Origin of the sequence: Anaerorhabdus sp. (assembly GCF_036637135.1) — a bacterium.
In the GTDB taxonomy this organism is placed as follows: Bacteria; Bacillota_I; Bacilli_A; order Erysipelotrichales; family Erysipelotrichaceae; genus Anaerorhabdus.
Genome location: NZ_JAVWNC010000038.1, coordinates 1 through 22,175 on the forward strand (window position 1 = coordinate 1; position 22,175 = coordinate 22,175).

General features: G+C 33.9%; 21 protein-coding genes. 18 read left to right on the forward strand and 3 right to left on the reverse strand.

Features of this window, described 5'->3' with window-relative positions; translation table 11 throughout:
* The first annotated feature begins 166 nt into the window (after nt 1-166).
* A complete protein-coding gene (locus RR643_RS07850; protein ID WP_332482870.1) occupies nt 167-1,144 on the forward strand; it encodes an aromatic ring-hydroxylating dioxygenase subunit alpha in 978 nt (325 codons plus the stop codon).
* Between the two features lie 12 nt (nt 1,145-1,156).
* Here the strand turns inward: RR643_RS07850 and RR643_RS07855 are convergent, their stop codons facing one another.
* The gene (locus RR643_RS07855) at nt 1,157-3,469 is read right to left on the reverse strand and encodes a sensor domain-containing diguanylate cyclase (RefSeq protein WP_332482871.1); all 2,313 of its coding nucleotides are present in this window, start codon (nt 3,467-3,469) and stop codon (nt 1,157-1,159) included.
* A 232-nt stretch (nt 3,470-3,701) separates the two neighbouring features.
* Here RR643_RS07855 and RR643_RS07860 point away from each other — a divergent pair, with 232 nt between their 5' ends.
* The 4 genes from RR643_RS07860 to RR643_RS07875 all read left to right on the forward strand — a co-directional run bounded on the left by RR643_RS07860 (nt 3,702) and on the right by RR643_RS07875 (nt 6,786).
* Nucleotides 3,702-4,295 carry a helix-turn-helix domain-containing protein gene (locus RR643_RS07860; RefSeq protein WP_332482872.1) on the forward strand — a complete coding sequence of 198 codons (594 nt, stop codon included), beginning with the start codon at nt 3,702-3,704 and terminating at the stop codon, nt 4,293-4,295.
* A 90-nt stretch (nt 4,296-4,385) separates the two neighbouring features.
* Entirely contained in the window at nt 4,386-5,738 is a 1,353-nt protein-coding gene (locus tag RR643_RS07865) for an MATE family efflux transporter (protein WP_332468688.1), read from the forward strand.
* Nucleotides 5,739-5,749: 11 nt separating this feature from the next.
* Nucleotides 5,750-5,890 carry a hypothetical protein gene (locus tag RR643_RS07870; RefSeq protein WP_332468689.1) on the forward strand — a complete coding sequence of 47 codons (141 nt, stop codon included), beginning with the start codon at nt 5,750-5,752 and terminating at the stop codon, nt 5,888-5,890.
* 53 nt (nt 5,891-5,943) lie between these two features.
* Nucleotides 5,944-6,786: a YitT family protein gene (locus RR643_RS07875; protein ID WP_332468690.1), complete on the forward strand. Its 843-nt coding sequence runs from the start codon at nt 5,944-5,946 to the stop codon at nt 6,784-6,786.
* Between the two features lie 20 nt (nt 6,787-6,806).
* Here RR643_RS07875 and RR643_RS07880 read toward each other — a convergent pair whose 3' ends face one another.
* Complete coding sequence (locus RR643_RS07880) at nt 6,807-7,496, reverse strand: glucosaminidase domain-containing protein (RefSeq protein WP_332482873.1); 690 nt, start codon at nt 7,494-7,496, stop codon at nt 6,807-6,809.
* A 154-nt stretch (nt 7,497-7,650) separates the two neighbouring features.
* On the opposite strand from RR643_RS07880, the gene RR643_RS07885 reads away from it, so the two are divergent.
* The 10 genes from RR643_RS07885 (at nt 7,651) to RR643_RS07930 (ending at nt 18,415) form a co-directional block, all read left to right on the forward strand.
* Nucleotides 7,651-9,936 (forward strand): heavy metal translocating P-type ATPase, encoded by a 2,286-nt coding sequence (locus tag RR643_RS07885; RefSeq protein ID WP_332482874.1) that lies wholly within the window; start codon nt 7,651-7,653, stop codon nt 9,934-9,936.
* A gap of 59 nt (nt 9,937-9,995) precedes the next feature.
* Nucleotides 9,996-10,424: a ribosomal maturation YjgA family protein gene (locus RR643_RS07890; protein ID WP_332482875.1), complete on the forward strand. Its 429-nt coding sequence runs from the start codon at nt 9,996-9,998 to the stop codon at nt 10,422-10,424.
* Nucleotides 10,425-10,487: 63 nt separating this feature from the next.
* The gene (locus RR643_RS07895; protein WP_332482876.1) at nt 10,488-11,765 is read left to right on the forward strand and encodes a D-alanyl-D-alanine carboxypeptidase family protein; all 1,278 of its coding nucleotides are present in this window, start codon (nt 10,488-10,490) and stop codon (nt 11,763-11,765) included.
* Between the two features lie 118 nt (nt 11,766-11,883).
* Nucleotides 11,884-12,954, forward strand: a complete 1,071-nt coding sequence (locus RR643_RS07900; protein ID WP_332482877.1) for a hypothetical protein — start codon at nt 11,884-11,886, stop codon at nt 12,952-12,954.
* Between the two features lie 195 nt (nt 12,955-13,149).
* Nucleotides 13,150-14,334, forward strand: a complete 1,185-nt coding sequence (locus RR643_RS07905) for a type II secretion system F family protein (RefSeq protein WP_332472356.1) — start codon at nt 13,150-13,152, stop codon at nt 14,332-14,334.
* Between the two features lie 31 nt (nt 14,335-14,365).
* Nucleotides 14,366-15,775 carry a hypothetical protein gene (locus tag RR643_RS07910; protein ID WP_332482878.1) on the forward strand — a complete coding sequence of 470 codons (1,410 nt, stop codon included), beginning with the start codon at nt 14,366-14,368 and terminating at the stop codon, nt 15,773-15,775.
* Nucleotides 15,776-15,777: 2 nt separating this feature from the next.
* Nucleotides 15,778-16,443 (forward strand): hypothetical protein, encoded by a 666-nt coding sequence (locus RR643_RS07915; RefSeq protein WP_332482879.1) that lies wholly within the window; start codon nt 15,778-15,780, stop codon nt 16,441-16,443.
* A gap of 4 nt (nt 16,444-16,447) precedes the next feature.
* Complete coding sequence (locus RR643_RS07920; protein WP_332482880.1) at nt 16,448-17,623, forward strand: hypothetical protein; 1,176 nt, start codon at nt 16,448-16,450, stop codon at nt 17,621-17,623.
* Entirely contained in the window at nt 17,616-17,906 is a 291-nt protein-coding gene (locus tag RR643_RS07925) for a type II secretion system protein (RefSeq protein ID WP_332482881.1), read from the forward strand. The genes RR643_RS07920 and RR643_RS07925 overlap by 8 nt, the downstream gene beginning before the upstream one ends.
* Nucleotides 17,907-17,920: 14 nt before the next feature.
* The gene (locus tag RR643_RS07930) at nt 17,921-18,415 is read left to right on the forward strand and encodes a type II secretion system protein (protein WP_332482882.1); all 495 of its coding nucleotides are present in this window, start codon (nt 17,921-17,923) and stop codon (nt 18,413-18,415) included.
* On the opposite strand, the gene RR643_RS07935 is transcribed toward RR643_RS07930, so the two are convergent.
* Nucleotides 18,416-19,165 (reverse strand): prepilin peptidase, encoded by a 750-nt coding sequence (locus RR643_RS07935; RefSeq protein ID WP_332482883.1) that lies wholly within the window; start codon nt 19,163-19,165, stop codon nt 18,416-18,418.
* Nucleotides 19,166-19,234: 69 nt separating this feature from the next.
* On the opposite strand from RR643_RS07935, the gene RR643_RS07940 reads away from it, so the two are divergent.
* The 3 genes from RR643_RS07940 to RR643_RS11715 form a co-directional block, all read left to right on the forward strand.
* Nucleotides 19,235-20,920 carry a GspE/PulE family protein gene (locus tag RR643_RS07940; RefSeq protein WP_332472354.1) on the forward strand — a complete coding sequence of 562 codons (1,686 nt, stop codon included), beginning with the start codon at nt 19,235-19,237 and terminating at the stop codon, nt 20,918-20,920.
* A gap of 11 nt (nt 20,921-20,931) precedes the next feature.
* Nucleotides 20,932-21,990: a type IV pilus twitching motility protein PilT gene (locus RR643_RS07945; RefSeq protein WP_332482884.1), complete on the forward strand. Its 1,059-nt coding sequence runs from the start codon at nt 20,932-20,934 to the stop codon at nt 21,988-21,990.
* 84 nt (nt 21,991-22,074) lie between these two features.
* The coding region (locus RR643_RS11715; RefSeq protein ID WP_442878363.1) for a type II secretion system protein at nt 22,075-22,175 on the forward strand (101 nt) is incomplete at its 3' end.

Genomic DNA, 22,175 nt, shown 5'->3' on the forward strand with positions numbered 1-22,175 from the left:
TTGAAAAGTATGGTCTAACTTCTACTGAAATTATGAAACAAGTTAAAGAAAATATCTAAACAACCTCAAGGGGTTGTTTTTCTTCGGATACTAATTTATATAACTTTTTAAAAATGTGATATGCTCAATATATAATAGATAGAAACATGACTAAAGAGGGATAAATATGATTAAGAATCAATGGTATGCAATACTTCCATCAAAGGAAGTGAAGAAAGACAAAATCGTTGGGGTAAGAAGACTAGGATTGAATCTATGTTTGTTTAGAAATGATGAAGGAACTATTGGCTGTTTGATTGATAAGTGTACACATCGTGGTGCCGCAATCAGCAAAGGAGAACACAAAGGGAATTGTGTAGCTTGTCCTTTTCATGGCATTCGATTTGATAAGGATGGCAAAACAGTTTTGGTACCTGCCAATGGTAGAATTGCAGAGCCTGAACAACGCTTCAATGTGAAAAGTTATCTTGTAAAAGAAGCTCACGGTATGATTTATTTTTGGAATGGAGACAAAGAAAAAGCAACTGAGAAGTTACCATTCTTTGATGATCAAATTACGGATGATATGGTTTATAGTGAAATGAGTGATTTGTGGCATGCCCATTACTCACGATGTATTGAAAACCAATTAGATGTAGTTCACATTCCTTTTGTACATTACAATACAATTGGAAGAGGAAATAAAACAGTAGTCAATGGACCTGCAATGGAAGTTATGGGGCATACCATTTTAGTTAGTGGTAACAATAGTGTTGATCAAGGACAAGCTCCAATTAAGGCAAATGAATTAAAAATAAATCCACATCTTAATCTAAAGTTTATCTTTCCAAATGTATGGCAAAATTACATTGCGGATGATCTACGCGTTGTGATTTTCTTTGCGCCTGTCGATGATGAGAATACGATGTTCTATATTCGCTTCTATACTAATAAATTTAAAATGAAGTTCTTGAATCAAACGATGGCATACTTTGGTAAGTTTGCGAATCGCGTCATTGAAAGGCAAGATAAAGTAGTAGTTGAGACACAACTTCCCAAAGCATCATCACTACTCGGTGGAGAAAATTTACTGAGAGGCGATAGTCCGATTATGACCTATCGTAAAATAAGGGATACATTACAAAAAGAGTCTGAGTCAAGTTAAAAGCCATTTCTATTACGAAATGGCTTTTAATTTCTGTTTCAATCTTAATTGAATGATAAATAACTGCAATACAGATGCAGTGAGTTTAAATGATTTAATTTCTTCATCAGTAAAATTTTTATTCGTTCGTGAATCTTCAAATCCAATACCACCAAAGAACTTGCCATCATCAATGATAGAACATTGAATCATGGTTTTAATAGACTGACTATCTAGTTTTTCTTTGAAATCATCTTCAAGATAATCACTACAAGGGCAATAGAAAATACCTTTATCATTAAAGTAACTTAAATAATTACTTAATGATCCTGTATACTCAATTTGACTCAGTGATTTTGAAGGGAAATTTTTATCTCTCCATTCATATGTGATCGTCGCAACTGAGCAATCTTCATTATTTTCGAAAATGTATACATGATCAACACCATAATATTGTCCAATAATCTCTAGTACTTTACCAATATCCGATTCTAAATCTGTACTTTGAGTTAAAGCAGTTAAAGCGTATTGTGATAAGCGTTGATTTCCAATTAGAAAAGTATCTGAAACAATAGGAGTACCGGAAGCGGATTTACTTTCGACATGTGTGTTGTCTTCTGCGAAGTTGTAGATTGTATAACCGTTTCTACCCTTTGACTTTTGGATATAAAGCGCTTCATCAGCATGTTGATAAAGTGTGAGATAATCCACGGTATTTCGCTCGAACAACGCAATCCCGATACTACAACCAATTTTTTGTTGAGAGTTTGTTGGTTTAATACTTTGTAATGAATCAATCAGTACTTTAGCACGATTTTCAATAGCACTTAGTGATGGTATATGTGGGAAGTAAATGAGAAATTCATCTCCGCCAACTCTTCCTACAAAATCAGTTGCACGTGTTTTATTCTTAAGAATACCCGCAACTTCAGATAGAATGCGATCACCACATAAGTGTCCATATTTGTCATTAATTTGTTTAAAGTTATCCACATCGATAATGAATAAAGCTTGAAGAGATTTAGAACCATCAGGTTCCATACTTTGTGTAACCAAACGATTGATTGCGGATTTGTTGAACAAACCAGTTAAAGCATCACGTTGTGCTAAATCTACAAGTCTTAATTTTTGAGACATTTCCTCATCAATATCGATGATAACGCCAATAGCGCGAATTGCGATTCCCTTTTCATTGTATAGAAGTGAGAATCGGATACGAGACCAAATATATTTCTCGAATTTATTTTTTAAACGAATTTCTGTATCCACATGGGGTGATCCGACATTGATGTTTTTAATAATCTGACGAAGGGGTTCAATGTCATCAGGATGTACGCTATCTGGAATCGTGTTTTCTTGAAGTAAACTGATAGGAAAAGGCTCGTAACCAAACTTTTCATTCCAATTTGAAGAAAATACCAATTCATCTTTTAATAGATCCCATTCAAAGATGATGTCAGTTGTTTGACTAATGACGATTTGGTAACGTTGTAATAATAAACGTAATTCTTCCTGTTCCTTTTTTCTTGATTCAATTTCTATTAAGATACAATAGAAACAAACATCATCATCATAAGGTAGAACACTACATTTATCTAAAATCCAGATGGGTTTATTTTCGTGGTTTAATACGCGATATTCAAAATCAATATTGGGATTTCCTACTTCATGATTACGAACCGTGGATAATACATATTCACGATCCTCTGGATAAATCATATTGATATATCGGTTATCGAATTTCTCGTTAATTTCATCTGCGGTATATCCAAACATATTTAAGAAGCTATCACTATAGGATGCGAATGTAAGGTAATCATCATTTAAACATTGATGAGCTCCGCCTGGAACTTTCGTGGTTAAACTTTCAAGTCGACGGATATGTGCATCCAAGTCAGTTCTCAACGCTTCTGTATCTTTACGTAATAAACTTGGAACAAAATATTTTCCATCTTCTTGTGTATAGTCAGGATGCGAAAAATGCACATGACTAAGTTTCAAATCAGGATATCCTTCAAACCCAAGGGTTAAACGAACATCTTCCACAGCAAATTTAGAATCTTCCGGAATCGCTTTTAAGTTACCGTAAACTAAGCATGAGGTATCTGATAATTTTGTGAAATAAAAGTTAGAATCTTCTACGACGAATTTTCCGCTATATTCATCTAGTTGGCTAATTATTGAGACAATGGCGTCTTCTGCACTAGAACTAAATTCATTTATACCAGTACCGATTAGTGAAAAGTCACTCGCAAGAAAATCTTGTAATGATAAAAAATCTCGCTCGTCAAAATACTTGACCTTTAATTCATTTGTTAAGTGTAAAGCTAATTCTTCTAGATTCACAAAAAATCACTCCTTTTAGTGGGGGTTAATACATGGTTGCAAATCAAATTATTACGAGGTATTTGTTGATTTAATTCTAGCAAACAAAGGATTAAAATACTATCTAATTATTTTATGCGTGAAAATGAGCCTTTTTTGTGAATGTGCAACGGAGCGTGGCGGAATTGTAAAGTAGGAATGGTAGAGTGCTATAATTGATTTGTGTACAATTTCTATGGAAGGTAGGGATTTTATGAAATTCAATGAAAAGCTATTAAAGCTACGTAAAGAAAAAGGATATTCTCAAGAAGAACTTGCACAAATGTTGGGAGTATCAAGACAAGCAATATCAAAATGGGAGGTTAGCGATTCGTATCCAGAAATAGAAAATGTCTTAGAAATAAGTAAACTATTTCAAGTTTCAACGGATTATTTACTAAATGATCAGCAAGAAGAAATGAATGTATTAAAAGAAGAGAGTGAAAAGAAACATTATGGATTTTTATTAGGTGTAATTATAAGTGTAATCGGTCTTATCTTTTCTGCAATGGGATGGTATGAAAATCAAACATTCAGAGAAATATCGATTGGGATTATCATTCAATTGGGTGGTGTTGTGACATATGAATTATTAAAAGGAAATCGAAGCAAAGATTTTGTGTTCTATTCGATCTTTGTTTTATTGGTATTTCCTTATGTTTCTATGATGCTCGGTATGTATATTTTAAATTTTTACCCAAGCCCATATGAATTTTTTATGCCTTTTATTGTAAATGGTGTGATTTATATTTTCTTGTGTGGCGTGGGAATTGTACTTGCTAAAATAATAACTAGAAAAGATAAATGAATGTAACCGGTTGCGTATGTTGTTCGCTTGAAATAAAACTAGTTAATTGATGCTGGGTTTGTTATAATACCCTGTATTGGGGGCGAGAATATGACAACAATCAAAACGAATAAAATGGCCACTTGGTCAATACCTAAATTACTATTCTCCATGAGTATCCCGGCAATGTTTTCGATGCTTATACAAGCACTTTATAATATTGTAGATACAGTTTACATTTCGCAAATATCGGAACAAGCGATGTTTGCTCTTGGGTTAGTATTTCCAATGCAAATGATAGTTACTTCCTTATCTTTAGGAGGTGCGATTGGGACATCGACATTAGTAGCTCGACGTCTTGGTCAACAAAATCATGCAGAAGCAAATAAGACGGCATCAACTGGTCTTATCTTAGCTTTATTCCACACTGCACTTTGTGCAATCGTGGGAATCTTCTTATCAAAACCATTCTTATCTTTATTTACGCAAGATGCAACAGTCTTAGCGATGGGGTATGATTACTTAAGTATTGTTATGGTTTGTAGTATTGGTGTCTTTGTGGGAATGTACTTTGAGAGAATATTCCAAGCACAAGGCAATATGATTCTACCAATGATTTCATTATTAATTGGGGCAATCACAAACATTATCTTGGACCCTATATTCATCTTTGGTTACTTTGGTATCCCGGCAATGGGTGTTAAGGGTGCTGCTATTGCGACAGTAATTGGGCAGATCTTTGGAATGATCTTTATTACATGCTGCATGGCTTTTGGTAAGCATGAAGTGAAATTTCAATTTAAAGGATTACACTTACGTTGGCAACGTATTAAAGCAATCTATGCTGTGGGCTTACCAGTTGCGATTATGAATGCAGTAGGTTCTGTCACAACAACATGTATGAACTTTGTATTAGTTAATTATTCCGATGCGGCGGTTACCGCATTAAGTATTTACTTTAAATTAAACTCATTTGTGTTCATGCCTGTCTTTGGATTAAACCAAGGGGCATTACCAATCTTATCGTATAACTTTGGGTCACAAGATGTTGAACGTTATAAAAAGACAGTTAAGTTGTACCTTATAACTGCGATTAGCTTAATGACTGCTGGTACAATCTTATTTATGTTTGGTACGGATTTATTGCTTGGTTTATTTAATCCATCACCAGCGTTATTAGAGGTTGCACATGTTGCACTCATTATTATTTCAATATCCTTTGTGTTTGCGGGTGCATCTATTTCGATGAATACCGTATTCCAGTCTTTAGGAAAAGGGATGTCGAGTATGATTATGACATTGTTACGTCAATTGATATTCCTTGTACCATTCGCATTTATTTTCGGAGAATTGTGGGGACTTAATGGCGTTTGGGCGTCATATCCGGTTGCGGAAATAATTGTAGTCTTGATTTATATCCCAATTTGTTATAAAACATTTAAGAAGGCATTTAATTTAGTGTAAGAGGTGAGATTGTGAAGCCGAATGAAGATATTAAAAATGAACTTGATGAAATCTTAAGAAAGCTCGATGAAGCTGAAAAAGAATTTACATCAAAAATGAAAGAATTTAATTTACAAGAAACAAGTCAAAAGGACCAACAAACAACAGATTAAAAAATGAGGTTTATCAGTCGATAAACCTTTAATATTCTAAAGGAGAAGTAGGCATGAATAAAAAGATTTTAGATTTCGCTATGGTAGTTGCGGGAAATATCCTAATAGCATTTGGGGTTTCAGTTTTTATCTTGCCATATAACATCTTATCAGGAGGATTAGCAGGCATTGGTATCGCCTTATATCCGTTTATAAAAATAGAGCCAACGATGTTCGTTAACTTCTTTACAATTGCGTTATTCTTATTGGGTGCTGCATTACTGGGTAAGACATTTGCGATTAAGACAATGATCAGTTCTATTGTTTATCCAATTGCACTTGTTTTATTTCAAGGGAAGTTTCATATCCAAGTTGATCCATTGTTAGCGGCTCTTTATGGAGGGTTACTTAGTGGTATTGGTGCGGGGATTGCGATGCGTACAGGCGCGAGTACTGGCGGAATTAATGTTGTAACAATGATTCTGCATAAGTATTCAAGTTTAAGCTTATCAACACTTGTCTTAATATTAGATGCAATTGCGGTAGGTCTTGGGTTATTCTCGATGGGTATTGAAGCTGTGTTGATAGGATTTATTGCGGTATGGGCAGGATCACAAGCAGTTGATAAAGTCTTACTAATGGGATTACAAGATGCAAAGGCAGTTCAAATTATATCTCCGAAATACCAAGAAATCTCAGATGCAATTCATGAGAAAATGGTACGTGGTACAACACTACTTCACGCTGAGGGTGGATATTCTCACGAGGAAAGAAAAGTAGTATTAACAGTAGTAAGCAAAAATCAATATCGTGAATTAACACGAGTTGTGAGTGAAATTGACCCAAGTGCATTCATTGTAATGAGTGATACCAATGAAGTACAAGGATTGGGATTCTCATACGACTTCAAAGTATAAAAATAACCACTGTGTAGTGGTTATTTTTTTAGGTTTTCGATTAATAAATCATATTCTTGACGAACTTCTGTTTGTTTCTTTTCAATCGCATCATTGATACGTTTCATAATCTTACGTACGTTAGGCGCCCATGTTTCACTACCAGGAGCATAGCGAGCTGCCATCTCTTCAGGTGTATCTGAACCTTTTTCAGCATAACTAACCAATAAGTTTAAGAAAGCTTCAATTCCAGCTTCCTTGCTTTCAAAGCGAGTCCATTCGCCACCGGAACGCATACCACCAAAGTTATGCTTATTAACACAAATGTTACTTGTACCATCTCCTGTTTCCCATGCAGCAAGTGCTACAACATAGACAGGATCAAGTCCTAATTCAATAGAACGATCATAGAAATATTCAATTTGACCACTCATTTCACCTTTAAGACTTTCGTCAATCGCAATACGTTTAGCTTCTTCTATCTTTGTGGTTTGTAAGTTCAACAAATCAATCAATTGTTGATTGAACTTATCTGTAGAAGTAATTCCTTGATCACATGATAATAAACCAGATGCAATCTCTACAGCCTCATTTCCACCTGGAGTTACAGGTTCTGTGGGAGTAGGTGTACACGCTGAAGGTAATTCAGCTTCTACTACAGTTATATGAGGAAGATAACCAAGGATTAATCCAAAGACAACCAAGGTAATTCCTACTATTTTCTTTTTCATTTATTCACCTCAAATTTGAACAACGTTGTAATTTTATAGGATTTGGATGAAAAACGCAAATTTCAGACATATTTTACAGTTTATATATTGACAAGATAATGGTAAATATATATACTACATATGAACATATATTCATATGTAGTGAGGTAGAAAGATGAAACTAGAGCTAATACTAAATGGATTAGATTGCGCACATTGTGCTGCGGAAATTGAAGAGAAAATCCAAAATCTTGATGAAATTCAAGAAGCCCATGTTGATTTCATGTCTAAAAAGTTAACTTATGTACCTGCAAGCGACAAAAACCTAGAAGGTCTTAAGAAAAATATTGTAAAGATTATTGTTGATATGGAACCAGATGTAAAGGTAACAGAAAAGGGTGAAACAGTATCCTTATTATTTAAGGGGTTAGATTGTGCGCATTGTGCTGCGGAGATTGAAGAAGAGATTTGTAAGATATCAGGTGTTGAAAGTTGTGTTGTGGATTTCATGAGTACAACATGTACGTTTACTTGTCAAAGTACAGATTTAGCACGTGTTGAACAGGAAATACGTAAAGTAGTTCATCTACATGAGCCAGACGTTGTTGTTGAAACGATGACAACAAATAAGAAGGAAGAAGAACAAAAAGATTTTAAGAAAGCTTTACTTCGTATTTTGATTGGAGCTGCAATCTTTATAGTCGGTTTATTTCAACCAGAAACGAGTACGTTAGGTATTGCGATTGTTTTAATTGCTTATCTATTATTAGGGTATGATGTTGTATTAAAAGCGATTCGAAATATTTTAAAGGGTCAATTGTTTGATGAAAATTTCTTGATGTCGCTCGCAACAATCGTAGCTATTTTAATACAAGATTATCGTGAGGCAGTTGCGGTGATGTTGTTTTATCAAGTAGGTGAGTACTTCCAAGAAAGAGCAGTGTACTCAAGTCGTAAATCAATATCAGACTTGATGGATATTCGTCCAGATATAGCGCATGTAATACGTGATGGAGAAACGATAGATTGTGCTCCTGAACAAGTGAATATTGATGATGTGGTGGTAGTAAAACCAGGAGAAAGAATTCCTCTTGATGGTATTGTAAAAACAGGTATTAGTAGTTTAGATACTTCAAGCCTTACAGGTGAAAGCTTGGAAAGAGATGTTGAGGTTGGTGATGAAGTATTAAGTGGTTGTGTTAATTTAAGAGGTTTGTTGGAAATCACAGTTACGAAACCTTACAGTGAAAGTACGGTAACTAAAATATTAGAACTTGTAGAAAATACAAGTAGTAGAAAAACAAAATCAGAGAATTTTATTACAAAATTCTCTAAAGTATATACACCAATTGTTGTTGTGCTTGCGGGAATTATTGCGGTTGGATTACCAATTGTAAGTCCAGGTATCAGCTACAGTGAATCAATAGAAAGAGCATGTGCGTTCCTGGTTATTTCTTGTCCATGTGCCTTAGTTATCAGTATACCTTTGGGATTCTTTGCGGGTATTGGCGGATTAAGTAAGAATGGTATTTTAGTTAAAGGAAGTACCGTCATTGAAAACTTATCACAAATTAAACAAATGGTATTTGATAAAACAGGAACGATTACAAAAGGTAAATTTGGTGTTAGTAAAATTGTAGGAGATCCATCTGCCATTGAATATGCAGCATACGCAGAAAGTAATTCTACCCATCCCATCGCAAAATCAATTCTAAATGCTTATGATGCAAACCTTAATATGAAACGTATTAAAGAGGTTGAAGAAATTGCGGGACATGGTATTCGTATACTTCTAGATCAAGATACAATTCTTGTAGGAAATGCGAAATTAATGGATCAATTCCAAATTGCGTATCCGGTTATTGATGAGTTGGGGACATTGGTTTATGTCGCAAAGAATAAAGAATATATGGGTACACTAGTGATCAACGATCAATTAAAAGAAGATTCATCAAGAGCAATTCAAATGTTAAAGTATGCAGGTGTTAATAACTGTGTCATGTTGACAGGAGATCGCAAAGCAGTAGCAGAACATATTGCTAAGGAAGTAGGAATTGATTCTGTATACAGTGAATGTTTGCCAGATCAAAAAGTAAATGTTGTAGAAAGTTTATTACCAAATGGTAAATTAGGATTTGCTGGAGATGGTATTAATGATGCACCAGTACTTGCTTTAGCGGATTTAGGATTTGCAATGGGTGGTGTAGGAAGTGATGCAGCAATTGAAGCTGCGGATGTTGTTATCATGGATGATAATTTAACAAAGATTCCACTAGCGATTAATCGTTCAAAGAAAACAATGCGCATTGTAAATCAAAATATTGTAGGAGCTTTAGCTGTGAAGTTAATTGTATTAGCCTTATCAGGATTTGGATTTGTGAATATGTGGCTTGCGATATTTGCGGACGTAGGTGTATCGGTAATCGCTATTCTTAATTCAATCCGATTACTTAAAAAATAATCATAAATGATGTTGCTTCGGCAACATCATTTTATGTTAAGATGGACAGGGAGTAAATTATGAAAAAGAAAATACGAATCGACTACTTAATTGCATTTGTCTTGTTACTTCTTATTGAGGTTGGAATTGGCTTATATGTCCATGATGATTTTATTCGACCTTACGTGGGAGATGTATTAGTCATTATTTTATTATGCTGTCTTATTCGCATTCTATTTCCAAACAAACCAAAATATATTTTTCAATACGCAATTCTTATAGGAGTACTTGCTGAATTGTCGCAATATTTCCATTTGGATAAAATGTTAGGAGTACAAGGAACTGTCTTCGGAATTATTCTTGGATCCACATTTGATGTGAAAGATATTGTTTGTTATATCGTAGGTGGTTTATTATTTGGACTAGTAGAGTTTTTAATTACAAAGAAACAAGTTAATCAAGAAAAGATTGAATCATGTGATGTAAATAAATCGAAAATAAAGTCGTAGGTACATATTTTAACATCACAAAAGTTCATGTATAATAGTGTGGTATTAGAATGGATGATGGATATGAAAAGAAAACTATTTTCTTGTTTAATATGTACTGTGCTCGTTTTGGGTAGTTTTTTAAATGCATATGCTGAGGGTGAAGCGATACCAACCCCGACGGAGGCACCCACAACTTCCGTTGATACTCTTGGGTTGAATGCAAAAGCAGCTGTATTAATTGATGCGAAAACAGGCATGGTTTTATATCAAAAAAATATGGACCAACAAATGTTTCCAGCAAGTATAACTAAAATTCTTACAAATTATATTGCTTTAGAAAAATTGGGTAAAGATGACTTGTTAACAGCGAATGCTACTGCGATTGATAATATAGATCGCACTAGTAGTCATATTTGGCTTGATTATGGTGAACAAGCACCTATGATTGATTTTGTTTATGCATCCATGATGCAAAGTGCAAATGATGCATCAAATGTATTGGCGGAAGCAGCATCGGGAACGCAAGAAGAGTTTGCGAAGGTTATGAATGAAGTTGCGAAAAATGCAGGAGCCAAGAATAGTAATTTTGTGAATGCACATGGATTACCTGATGATGCACATGTAACGACTGCATATGATATGGCTATGATTACAAGAGCGGCACTTAAAAACAAAGACTTCAAAGAAGTGTTTGGACAAGTGCGTTATGATATGGCGCCTACAAATAAACAAAAAGATACACGTGTATTTTCATCTGCAAATGAAATGATTAAAAATTCTAAATTTAAATATGATTATGCAACTGGTGGTAAAACAGGTTGGACTGAAGCAGCGGGATATACAATGGTTAACAGTGCAACGAAAGATAATATGGATTTAATAGGGGTTGTACTTGGTTGTGACTCAGCAGATGCAAGATATGAAGATATGATTAAATTATTCAATTATGGATTTGATAACTACAAAACAGTTACGATTCCAAATGATATTGGTGATGTACACAGTGATGTTAAGCAAGGAAGTAAGGTTATAGGTGAAGTTGATTTTACATTATCAAACTCACTTCATGTTTTATTACCAATGTCTACTGATGAAAGTACATTAACGATAGAAGTTGAATTACGAAATGAAGATGAAGGGGAAGCAATCCAAGGCTATGCAATCATCAAAATTGGTGATGAAGCAGTGGGGGAAGTTCAACTTGAAAAAAACATAACGCTATATGATTTGAGTTTCCAATCCTATATGTTACCTAAGATTGTTACTGTAGTAGATTGGTTTAGTGTGGGAATACTTGGTTTGTTTTTGGTGTTAAAATTTATTGTGTTCCTTAAAAAGAGTACAAAACTTCCAGAATAAACAAAAGAAACAAACACTTGTGAATTAAATTCTTTAATTAACAATGTGAAAATATTTACGAGTAATTGACACGCCTTTTGATTACCTCTATAATGAAAGATACGGAGGAAGAAATTAAATGAAAAAACTATTAACACTATTAGTTGCTGCTATGGTTTTAGCTGGATGCTCAAGTGCACCTGCTACACCAAGTGCTACACCAGCAGAAACTGAAACACCTGCAGCTACTGCAGAATTAAAAGTTGGTACTGGATCTGTTACATCTTTAAGCACAGCTGATGCTACTGCTGATAAAGAAGGACAAGTTCAATTCAACACAACATTTGCAACTGTTGTATTAGAAGGTGACGTAATTAAACACGTTTCAATCGATACTGCACAAAACACTGGTAAATTTGGTACAGATGGTGCTATCACAGCTCCTGAAGATCCAACATTAACACCAACTAAGAAAGAAAAGAAAGAAGCATATGGTATGGCTTCAGCTTCTGAAATTGGTAAAGAATGGTTCGAACAAATCGCTGCTTTAGAAGAATATGCAGTTGGTAAAACTGTTGCTGAAGTAGTTGGTATGAAAACTTATGCAAAAGATGATAAACACCCAGCAGTTCCTGAAGTTGAAGAATTAAAAACTTCAGTTACAATGTCTGTAGGAGATTATTTAAAAGCTATTCAAGTTGCTGCTGACAATGCAGTAGCTGTTGAAAACGTAGCTAAAGTTGGAACTGGTTCAGTTACAAGCTTAAGCGTTGCTGATGCAACAGCTGACAAAGACGGCCAAATCCAAGCTAACACTACATTTGCTGTAGTAGCATTAGATGCTGATGGTAAAATCGTTTACACAAGTATCGATACTGCACAAAATACTGGGAAATTCAGCACAGCTGGTGCTATCACTGGTCCTGAAGATCCAACATTAACACCAACTAAGAAAGAAAAGAAAGAAGCTTACGGTATGTTAGCTGCTTCTGAAATCAAAAAAGAATGGTTTGAACAAATTGCTGCTCTTGAAGCTTATGCAGTTGGTAAAACTGTTGCTGACGTAGTTGGAATGAAAACTTTTGCTAAAGATGATAACCATCCAGCAGTTCCTGAAGTTGAAGAATTAAAAACTTCAGTTACAATGTCTGTAGGAGATTACCTAAAAGCATTAGAAGTTGCATCTAACAATGCAGTTGAAATCAAATAGTTTAATTTAACTTTTGAAGCAAAGGTCATATGATCTTTGCTTTTTATATGCTTACAAAAAGGGCGCTTTTCTTTTGATTAGGGGTATACCTTGATAAATCGCTATTAAATAAAGGTCATTTATGCTGGTATAGCTACTTTTATTACACCTTTTTAATACACTGTGTTAAAATGAATATACAAAGGGTGAGGATAAATGAAGGTTTTTAAATGCGTACTTATTGATAAAAATAAGAAAAAAGTCACGAGAATAATAGAAGCTGAGAATGAACAAAGCTTATTACTAAAAATCAAACAAATGGAATATTTTCTTGTAAGCAAAGAAGAAGTAGTTAAAGAAACAAAAGCTATAAGGAAAATGAAAGCCAAAGATTTGATTATTTTTTGCCGCCAAATATCAGTAATGTTAAATAGTGGTATTACAATTATTAGAGCGATTAACATACTAGAATCAAAAAGCAGTAATCTCAAAACCAAAATAATTTATGAAAGAATATATGAATTAATGCAAAAAGGGAATAGCCTATCAGTTGCAATGAGAGAACAACAGGTATTCCCAAACATCCTCATCAACATGGTTGAAGCCGGGGAAACTGGTGGTATACTTGAAATCAATTTAGCAAAAATGGGCGAGCATTTTGAGAAAGAAAACAAGTTAAATAATAAAATAAAGGGTGCTATGATGTATCCTATCATTTTAAGTATCGTGGCTATTATTGTCGTAATTTTCTTAGTTACGATGGTTCTACCAACTTTCTTTGAATTATATGCTGGGCAAGAGTTACCGCTTATTACGCAAATTTTAGTGGCGGTTAGTAATTTTCTTACAAAATATTGGGCATTTGTCATTGCAGCGGTAGCGATACTTATTATGGTGGTACCTATTATTTGCAAGCTTCGACCAATACGTACAAGAATTGATAAGTTTAAACTTTATGCACCTGTTATCGGAAAACTAAATCAAACAATTTATTCTGCACGTTGTGCTCGTGGATTTGCGACGCTTTATGCAAGCGGATTGGATATGATTGAATTGTTGAGAATGGTTTCATTAATCATAGGAAATGTTGTAATACAAGATAAATTTCAAGATGTTATTCAAAAGGTAAGTAGAGGAGAATACATTTCAACTTCCTTAGAAGACGCAAAAGTATTTGACCCTATGTTCACATCAATGGTTTACATTGGTGAGGAATCAGGATCAATTGATACGATCCTTGAATCAGCTGCAGATTACTTTGATGAGGAAGCAGATGCAGCATCAACAAGAATTGTGTCGTTGCTTGAACCACTTATGATTATTATCATGGCACTTATTATTGGTTTTATCGTAGCGGCAGTTATGTTACCAATGTATGGCATGATGCAATATATCAGTTAAGGATTAAGCAGAAATTAGGGAGAGAACTTTTATGGCATATTATATAGAGATAGGTAATACACAATATAAGATTGTAGATGCAACTTATAAAAAGAACCAAATAAAAATTGAAAGTTTTAAAACTGTATATTCTTTGATGGATCAAGATAATTTACATCAAATCGTTACAGAACTTCAAGATAAGAAGGTAAAGAAAGCGACCGTGATCGCCAATAACACTGGTGCTTTTTACCGTGAACTAAAACTTCCGGTATTGGAAGAAAAGAAAACATTACAGATTATCCGCAATGAACTTCAAGCAGCTCAAACATTAACACAAGAAATGCTGATTGATTTTGTGGACATTGGTATGATTCAAGAAGAAAACTTACGAAAAGTTTTAGTTTGTGCGTTACCTGTTTCTTTAGTAGAGTCATATGAGAAATTACTGAAAGAAGTTAAATGTAAAAAAGCGAGAACAATTGAAATTGGAAATAGAGCACTTTTCAATTATCTTGCGAATACATCAATCAAAGATAATACACAACCTTATGTGACATTAGAGATTATTAACGGTTTATTAAAAGTATTCCTATTTGATGATCAAAAATTCGTCCTATTAAGAAGTGCACGTATTTCTTATGATGATTATGAAGGTTTAGTAAATACAATCAAAGAAGAAATTCAATTGATGCAACAATTCCAAATGACTCGTCATTTCCAATCAAAGATTGAATCAGTTTATTTGTTTGGGGACTATAATGGAATTAATAAATTAATTAGCGATTTATCATTATCAGTACCAATGAATATCGCGGTGGTACCAGCAATTAACAACTTAGAAGCACCAGAAGATTTTAACTATTTATCTTATGTTCATGTATTGGGATCATTAGTAGGAAATCCTAAAAATTTAAACTTTGATAAATTGTATACAGAATTTAGAAAAGAAGAAAAAGCAATGGATCCAAATAAGAAGAAATTGCTTATTGCGGGTATCGCAAGTGCAGTTGTTCTTGTGGGTGCGTATGGTGGATTATTTTACTTTAATGAAGAATTAAAGAAGGATATTGAAAATCAAAAAATATATACAACAGATGTAGAGTTACTAAAGAAAGTATCTGCGGTTTTGGATGAAGAATCAATTATTGGGGCATATCAAACGATTGCAACTGAAATTGATGCGGCACAAGCTAATTTAGATTTAATTCCATTTGTAAATCAATATGTTGTTCAAGTGATTTATGGGTATGAAGGTGCAACTGTACAAGATTTCTCTTTGGGTAGTGGAATGATAAGTATACTAGTTGAAAGCAGTGATCCTCATGTTCCTACTTATTATGCAGACCACTTAAGAAATTCTGGTATTTTTGAATCAGTGGATTTCTATGGTATGGAGTTTAATGAGAAAGAACAAACCTATAGTTTCGAAGTGACAGCAACAATGGAAAGGAGTGAGTAAGAATGAATTTAACAAAGCGTGAGAAATTTTTGTTAAGTATTTTATGTGTTGTAGTTGTTATGACTGTTTATACTGTATTCTTACTACTACCTCTATATAATGAATATGTATCAAATCAAGCAGAATTAAAAACACAAAAAGAATTACATGAAACAATGGAAATAACTGCAGCTCGTTATGGCACTCATGAACAAGATATCAAGGATGCTAAAAAAATAGCTGAGGATAAACTGAATTTGTTATTACCAACGCAAGAAAATGATAAGTTACATGATTATTTAGTTTCACTGGCTGAGAGTGTAGGAGTAAAAGTTAAGAGTACAAATTTAATTGATACATCTATACAACTAGTCAATCCTGAATATCCTGAAGACTTAAATGTTGAGACTGATCCAGAAGCACCTACAACTTATTCAATTAAAGATGCATTGTTCCAAGTGAATGGGATTGTATTACCTGAAGAAACACTTCCTAATGTAAGCCAAGTGTATATGGAAAACAACGTAGTTAGTATTGATGTTAGTGGAAGTACTGAACAAGTATCGGCATTTTTAGAAGCAATTATTGCCCAAAATAAAACGATGAAAACAACGATGTTCTCAAGAGATACAAAGAGTGATACTTACACAATCGTTGTATCGGTTTATAGTACTCAAGGAGTGGAGTAAATCCATGCATTCTAAAGTAAGCAAAAAAGGATCTGTATTATTATTCGTCATTATGATTTTTTGCTTAATGACTATTTTAGGGTTGGGATTGACGGTTTTGACAAATCACAATACTAAGATGACTAAGATTGAAATGGATAGTGAACAAGCATACCAAAGTGCATTAAGTGGATTAGAAACAACAATGGATTCATTTGTAAAAGACCCCGCTACTGGAGAATCTATTTTGACTGATATTAATTCAAATGCATCTGCTTCAGCTGAATTAAATTTAAATCAAATGGGTAAAATAAATATTGACCTTACATGTGCAGAAAAAAAGACAACAAGTGCAGGAACTGAAACTTGTAAAAAGATCAAAGTGGTTTCAAAAGGTACTTATAATGGACTTTCAAAAACAGTAGAAGGTATATTAGATGTTATTGATACAAATATGGAGAAACCGGTAATTGTAAGTGCGGAAAAAGAGTTTAAGAAGACAGAAGATAGTAAATATTGTGAATTTTCGTCTAATCCAGATATACCATCAACAACGTGTATAAAGGATAATCGAGTACAAAAAGATGATGACTATGCAACGTTTGAAAAAAGTGCCCAGGGTATTAATAAAATATTTGGGAAGCTAAAAGCTGAAACTAAAAAAAATCCTTGTAAATTTGATGGCACCGAAAATAAAAGTTGTGTATTTGATGACAAAGGAACGAATAGTGGAAATCTAGTGATGGATAATACCGAAAAGAATGTTGTGGTTTATCTATCCAAGGTCGATTCATTGGAGGGTATAAATATTTTTTTAAAGGATCCTGAATCAGAGTATGGCTTAATTATTTTAAATGACAGTAAAAATTTGGAAATTTCAAATTGTAATATAGGAACATCACCTAAAGATTCAGATAATATTCTTCTTTTTAGCAAAGGGAGTATTAAAGGGATTTCAATTGAAAACAAAACTACTTTGTATGGTTGGGTTGTGGATTCAACTGCTGAAGTAACAGTAAATGGGGAAGCAGGTAACGAAACAAATATTTATGGTGGCATTTATGCAGAAAGTGTAAAACAAAACGAGAAGACAAATATTTATGGATATCAACCAAATGCGTCAATTTTTAAAGTATTACAAGATGCTGGTTATGAATTAACAGAGGGAGGTTCGATTACTTTTGCGAAATCATATGACTAAAAAAGGATTTACTTTAATCGAAGTTATCGTCGCTGTTGGGATTCTGGCAGTAATATCTATTTTATTTGTAACAGTATTTGCGAAAATGACTTCGGTTAATATGGCAAATAAAAAAATGAATGATGCGAGTTTGCAAGGGCAAACAGCAATTACAAATCAAAACTTCACACGTGGTGAGGTGATGGATCCACTACAGTTTGGAAGCTATACATTTACTGTTTCACCTGAAGTATGTCGACCTAATGCAGGTAGAAAATTTGTGTTTTTTAGAATATTTGATTAAATTAGGAGAATAAAATGAAGAAAAAAGGAATGACATTGGTTGAACTAATTATGGCAATCGCAGTACTTGGGATTATCATGGTTTTTGTAGCGACTGGTATGCAACCTGTTCTTCAAAGTTATGGTGTCCAACGAAAGTTGAACGAAAGCAAAGATATTGCGAACAACACCTTAGCGGTTATTAAAAATGAAATAAGAGATGCAAAAGGATATGTAAAAACAGAAGTAGATCCAGATTTGGGATGTGAAGTAAAGATAACTTCTGGAGGATCAGTTATATCATTTACTGGGAGTAATCAAGCTCTACCGGATTCATACTATCAAGGGAATACAGCCAAAGTATCATTTAGTATAAGTAAAGAGGGTATCGTAAATGTTACGGTGAATGTGAATGGCTACACAGCAACGGGATCTTATTCACCCTACAAACCAGGTGTTGCAAAAGAAGGATCAAATTCTGGATTGTTATGCATAAAAAAAGAAGCACCTGAAGAACAGGAAACTCCTTGATCAAAAGAAACTACTTAGATACCAATTGATTAGTGATTGACCATAGACTAAACAAAATAGAATTGCGAAAATCAGATGTGGTCCTAGAGGCATCTCCGATTTTAGTGAAGTCTTCTTCATGCGAGTACTTATGATTCCAACGATACTAGCGGTAATGGAAGCAATCATCATCGATAAGAGTATATTTTGCCAACCAAGTACAAAACCAGCAGCACCCATTAATTTAACATCCCCATATCCCATGCCTTTTGTTAGATAAGCGATGATAAGTAATGGAATACATACAACAACGGCACCAATTAATCGATCAGTTAGTTGTGAAGGGTGTAAAATAAGAAGTAGTACACCACATAGTAGACAAAGAATATGAGTTCTATCAGGAATAATCATTGTTTGTAAGTCGATAACTGCAGCATAGATTAATACCGATGCGAATATAAAATAAATAAGGGTATCAAGAGTTATTCCAAACTTTAAGTATAGAATTAAGAAGCAAATTGCAGTTAGTGATTCAACGATGGGGTATTGGATTGAAATAGGTTGGTGGCAGTGTTTGCATTTGCCTTTTAATCCAATCCAACTAAATAGCGGAATGAGTTCATACCACGAAAGTGTATGATTGCATTTAGGGCAATGGGAACGGCCTTTGGAGATTGGTTCATGTGATTGATATCTTAGGATACACACATTTAGAAATGAACCAATGACTAGACCTAGAATGATTGAATAAATTGCGAGTAGTAATTGCATAGTAACCTCATTTCTAATACTTGATACTATAAAGCATACCACAAAATAGTGATAAAGGGAGAGACGCATATGGAAAAAAATATACCTATAGGTCAGTTGTTATTAAGTAATGATTTTATAACAATGGACCAACTGAATGATGCACTTGCAAAACAAAAGATGCAACCAGGCAAGCGTTTAGGAGATGTTCTTGTAGATTTAGGATATGTTAAAGAGAAAGATGTTTTAAAGTTATTGAGTAAAAAACTGAATCTTCCTTACATAGAAAATCCAGTATTTAGTGTTGAGACAGATGCGATTAATTTGATTCCAGAAGATCTATTGATGAAATCAAAAGTACTTCCTTTGTATGTGCGTGAGGGAATCTTGTTTGTTGCAACAGCAGATCCACTTGATTTCTATAGTATTGAAGATATTCGTGTTGCAACAGGAATGCATGTAGAATGCATAATCTCAAGTAAAAAAGAGATTGAAGTTGCACAAGATAAGATATTCACTCGTTTAAAAACAAGTGATGCATTGAATGTATTACACCAAGAGAATACAGGTGTACAAGCAGATGATGGTAATGCCGAAATGCTTGAAAGAATTGATGCAGCTCCAGTTGTTAAGTTATTAAATAACATTGTAAGTGATGCAATTCAAAGTAATGCCAGTGATATTCATATTGAACCTGAAGAAACAAAAGTTTTAGTTCGATTCAGAATTGACGGGGATTTACGTGTTAATATGGAACTTCAAACAAATCTACATCCATTATTAGTTACTCGTTTAAAGATTATGTCAGGCATGAATATTGCGGAAAAAAGAGTACCACAAGATGGACGTTTTAAATTCCAACATGGTATCTCAGAAATCGATATGCGTGTTTCATCACTACCTACAATTTATGGTGAAAAGATAGTTATGCGTTTATTAGGTACTAACCAAGACGTAAGTTATAATTTTGAAGATATGGGATTCAGTGATAAGAGTATAGGTACAATTAAAGATTTATTGAAATATCAAAATGGAATAATTCTTGCGACAGGGCCTACCGGATCTGGTAAAACAACAACTTTGTATACAATGCTTAAAGAAATTATTAATCCAAAATTAAATATTGTTACAGTTGAAGATCCAGTAGAAAAACGAATTGAAGGTGTTAACCAAGTACAAGTAAACAACAAAGCTGGTTTAACATTTGCTTCAGGATTACGTTCCATTCTGCGACAAGACCCAGATATCATTATGATTGGGGAAATTCGTGATGCAGAAACTGCAGAAATTGCAGTACGTGCATCTATTACAGGTCACTTAGTTATATCTACACTACATACAAATGATTCTTTCTCATCAATTGCTCGTTTAGTCGATATGGGGGTTGAACCTTATTTACTTGCGGATTCAATTCGTGGAGTTATTGCACAACGATTAGTTAAGCGTGTTTGTCCTCATTGTAGAAAAGAACATCCGGCAGATGATCGAGTTAAGAAATTATTAAATGACCCTACAATTGAAACAGTTTATAAAGGTGAAGGTTGTCAATTGTGTGGAGGTACTGGATATCGCGGACGTATTGCGGTAAATGAAATCTTTAAAGTAACACCAGATATTAAACGTCTTATTGTTGAAAAAGGAAATGATGTTAAAGCAATAAGAGATTATGCTAGAAACACAAATATCATCACGATGAGAGAAGAATTAGCTACTCTTGTACGAGAAGGAACTACTAGTGTTGAAGAAGCACTAAAGATCCTTTACTCAATTGATTAGGAGAAAAACATATGATTGAACAGTATCTAAGATTCGCAAGACAAAATAATGCATCAGATGTTCATGTTACTGTTGGGTTACCAGCAATGTTACGTGTTACAGGTAATATTCGCCCAATAAATGATGCGCCACTATCAGAAGATGAAGTGAATATGTTAGTAAAATCGATGATTAGTGATGCACAATTAAATAAGTTAATGTCTGGTGATGATTTAGACTTTACTTATGTATCAGAGGATGGATTTAGAAATCGTGTTAATATCTATCGTCAAAAAGGAAGTTTTGCAATTGCATTGCGTTTATTAAATAGTACAATACCAACACTCGAACAATTAGAGTTACCAGAAGTACTTGGTAAGTTGGCAATGTTACAAAGAGGACTAATCTTAGTAACAGGACCTACAGGATCAGGTAAATCAACAACACTTGCAGCAATGATTGATGTGATTAATCGAAACAGAAGATGTCATATTCTTACATTGGAAGAACCAATAGAATATGTACATAATCACAAATCTTCGATGATTAATCAACGTGAAATTGGATCAGACTCATATAGCTTTGCTCATGCATTAAGATCTGCATTACGTGAAGATCCAGATGTTATTCTGGTTGGAGAGATGCGTGACTTTGAAACAATATCACTTGCGTTGACTGCTGCAGAAACAGGTCACTTGGTTTTATCAACATTACATACTACGAATGTTGCTCAAACAATTGACCGTATTATTGACGTATTTCCACCAAATCAACAAAACCAAGTTCGTTTACAATTATCGGTATGTTTGAAAGCAGTGTGTGCTCAACATCTATTACCGAGAATTGATAACCGCTCACGTGTTGCAGCACTTGAACTTGTTGTTATGAATGAAGCTGTTGGAAATATGATACGTGAAGGAAAAACTTACCATATTCCTAGTGTTATGCAAACTCATCCAGGAGATGGAATGCAAACAATAGAAATGGCACTTGCAAAACTTGTAAGAGAAAACAAGATTTCAATGGATGTAGCGATCGAACATTGTTCTGATCCGCAACTGTTGAGAAGATTAGTTAATTCCATCATATAACCGTTTTATAACTGGTATAGACAAGGTGTTATTGTATTATTTTAATTTTGTTATATAATAAAAATGAAAAGGGAGAGTATTCAAATGAAAAAAAATCAAAACAAAAAGGGGTTCACATTAGTTGAACTGATCGTAGTAATTGCGATCTTAGCAGTATTAGGTTTATTATTAGTGCCACAAATTAG